The organism is Rhodoferax sp., from assembly GCF_028689305.1.
Taxonomy (GTDB): Bacteria; Pseudomonadota; Gammaproteobacteria; order Burkholderiales; family Burkholderiaceae_C; genus Rhodoferax.
The window spans coordinates 1-2,599 of the sequence record NZ_JAQTWM010000186.1 but is presented as its reverse complement, the minus strand read 5'-3'; the positions used below and the strand labels follow the sequence as shown (position 1 = coordinate 2,599).

Annotated in this window: 4 protein-coding genes; 1 reads left to right on the top strand and 3 read right to left on the bottom strand. The window is 60.3% G+C overall.

The annotated features are described in order from the left end of the window. Window positions 1-770, top strand: a 770-nt coding sequence (locus PHW99_RS18795) for a PDDEXK nuclease domain-containing protein (RefSeq protein WP_300181396.1), incomplete at its 5' end; no start/stop codon positions are given. A gap of 225 nt (window positions 771-995) precedes the next feature. Here PHW99_RS18795 and PHW99_RS18790 read toward each other — a convergent pair. From PHW99_RS18790 to PHW99_RS18780, 3 genes are all read right to left on the bottom strand, one after another. Continuing rightward, window positions 996-1,490: a helix-turn-helix domain-containing protein gene (locus tag PHW99_RS18790; RefSeq protein WP_300181393.1), complete on the bottom strand. Its 495-nt coding sequence runs from the start codon at window positions 1,488-1,490 to the stop codon at window positions 996-998. Beyond that, a complete protein-coding gene (locus PHW99_RS18785) occupies window positions 1,487-1,900 on the bottom strand; it encodes an ester cyclase (RefSeq protein WP_300181390.1) in 414 nt (137 codons plus the stop codon). The genes PHW99_RS18790 and PHW99_RS18785 overlap by 4 nt, the downstream gene beginning before the upstream one ends. 289 nt (window positions 1,901-2,189) lie before the next feature. After that, on the bottom strand, window positions 2,190-2,599 hold a 410-nt coding region (locus PHW99_RS18780), incomplete at its 5' end, for a LysR substrate-binding domain-containing protein (protein ID WP_300181387.1).

The following is a 2,599-nucleotide window of genomic DNA, read 5'->3' as shown; positions in this document are numbered from 1 at the left end:
GCGTGATTTCCGAGACACTGTCTCGGAAATTGACGCTTGCAGAGCTCATGCAAGCCTTCCCCCTGCCATGGTCAGCCTATGTGCGCCTGCTGTCGGTCAAAGACGAGCACGCCCGCCACTTTTATGAAACCGAAGCCTTGCGTGGCGGCTGGAGCGTGCGCCAGCTGGACCGCCAGATTGGCAGCCAGTTTTACGAGCGCACCGCCTTGTCCAAAAACAAAGCCGCCATGCTGACCAAAGGCGCGGTGGCCAAGCCAGAAGATGCGATCACGCCAGACGAAGCCGTCAAAGACCCCTACGTGCTGGAGTTCTTGAACCTCAAGGACGAGTATTCCGAAAGCCAGCTTGAAGAAGCCCTGATCCAGCGCCTGGAAGACTTCTTGCTGGAGCTGGGCGGCGACTTCACCTTTGTCGGCCGACAACGCCGCCTGCGCATTGACCAGACTTGGTACCGCGTTGACCTGCTGCTGTTTCACCGCCGCCTGCGCTGCCTGGTCATCATCGACCTGAAGCTCAGCAGCCTCACCCATGCCGACGTGGGCCAGATGCACATGTATTGCAACTACGCCAAGGAAAACTGGACTCTGCCCGATGAAAACCCGCCGGTTGGGCTGATCCTGTGCGCCGACAAAGGGCATGCCCTGGCCCGCTACGCGCTGGACGGCCTGCCCAACAAGATCATGGCAGCGAACTACAAAACGGTGTTGCCGGATGCTGAGGTGTTGCAACAAGAGCTTGAGAAAACCAGGCTGATGCTGGAGGGGCGGTGAGTGGGGGGAAAGAGGGGGAGTTTGTTAACAACATTTGCCTGTGGCTGATGCAGATTATTGGTATGTGGCTATTAAAAATGTAGTGCCATCACATCCCAGGCTGCGCACACCACGCCCTCATTCGCCGCCAACATCTCCCCCTTTCACTCTACGGCTTCACAAGTTCCCCCACCGTCTGCCGGATCAGCGCAGCGTGGTCTGCTGGGGAATCTGCATGTGGTGCAGTCAGTCCATGTTGTTGCTTAACCGTTCCAGTAGGACGACCGCATCGCCAAGTAGAGCGAGTTCCGTCGCGCTCAGCTTTGTTTTAAGAAGTTCTGTCAGGTAAGCAGCCCGTGCGGCCTGATTTTTCTTGATCTCCTCGCTCCCTTTGTGGGTTATTGAGACGCGCTGGCTGCGGCGGTCGCCGGGGTCTGCGTTTAATTCCAGTAAACCAAGTTCAGCGAGCCTGGACACCACCAGACGCATGCTTTGATGTTTCACGCCGCGTGCGGCGGCCAGCCGGGTCACACTCGTCGGGCCGTCGCGGTCCAACTGAGCCAGCACGTCGCTCTGTGCTGTTGTCGGCGTGCCGCTGCGGCTGCGAACCACGCGGACGAACCGTCCCACGGTATGGCGCAACGCGGCGGCCACCGCCGCTGCATCGGTCGGATCAAAGGCGCCGGCATTTTCTTCCTTGGCGGGGCGGGTTTTCTTCACCGGAACCTGGCGGTCAGTCATGGCGCGCGCAACTGGGCCAACGTGGCTGGCAAAGTATTGATGCCCCAATGCTCAACATACTGGCCGTGCTCGATCCTGACGACATCCATCACCTCAATCGCTACCGACCGACCCGTAGCGGCGATGCCCATCAGATCGCCGGTATGGGTGCCTGTGATGGTTTTTCGCGTCGATACCTTGTCACCCTCGCAGACCTGGTCGTGAATCGTGACCATCAACCCGGAGAGCCCGGGGCGCAGCACATTCTGGAACGTCTGCCACATCCCCTCCCGGCCGGTTGGTGCGTCTGGGGGGGCCGAATGGTTCACAAAATTGGGTGCCATCAATTCATCAAAGACTTCGCGCCGTCCGTTCTGGATCACCTCCAAGTTGAACCGCTGTACGACTTGCTTGTTTGGATCATTCTTCATCACTTGCTCCTGTCGAGACACCTGCCTGCTTTCCGGCAGGCTGCAGGCATCCATAATATACAGGTAAACTGTATAAATGGTGCCCGGAATCAGTCAAAATTTCTTGAGGCGGGATGGCACTGCGCAATGCTTGTCTGGTGGGAGACCGCTTTTCCAACGGCCCAAGGACTTGCTAGCGCCACCCGGCAATGCTGGGCGGACGGGGTGACTCCGGCACCTAAGCCTGATGCCGCATCCAAAGCTGTCCAAGCGACTGGAAGGCCGGTTCGATGATTGGAGGTGCCGCCCCTTAGGCCTTGACGATTTCCCCCACCGTCTGCTGGATCAACGCCAGCGTGGTCTGCTGGGTCAGGGTCGCTGGGCGCAGGGAGCTGGTGGCCAGGGATACCTTGGTGCGCAGCACCGGGTCGTGGATGGGTTGGGTGGTGAAGGCCGAGGGGCGGATCGAGTTGAGCACGGCGTTGCGTGACAGCACGGCGCAGCCGGCGCCGTCGGCCACCAGGTCCAGGATGGCCGACACGCCGTCAATCTCCAGCGCCATGTTCAGGCGGCAGCCGATGTTGGCCATTTCTGATTCGATGTGCATGCGAATGGCGTTGGGCCGGCTAGGGATGACCAGCGGCAGCTGCGCCACCTCATTCAGGCTGATCGGGCCGGGCGGCGGGTCTTCGGGCAGGCCGGGCGGGCGCTTGCGCACCA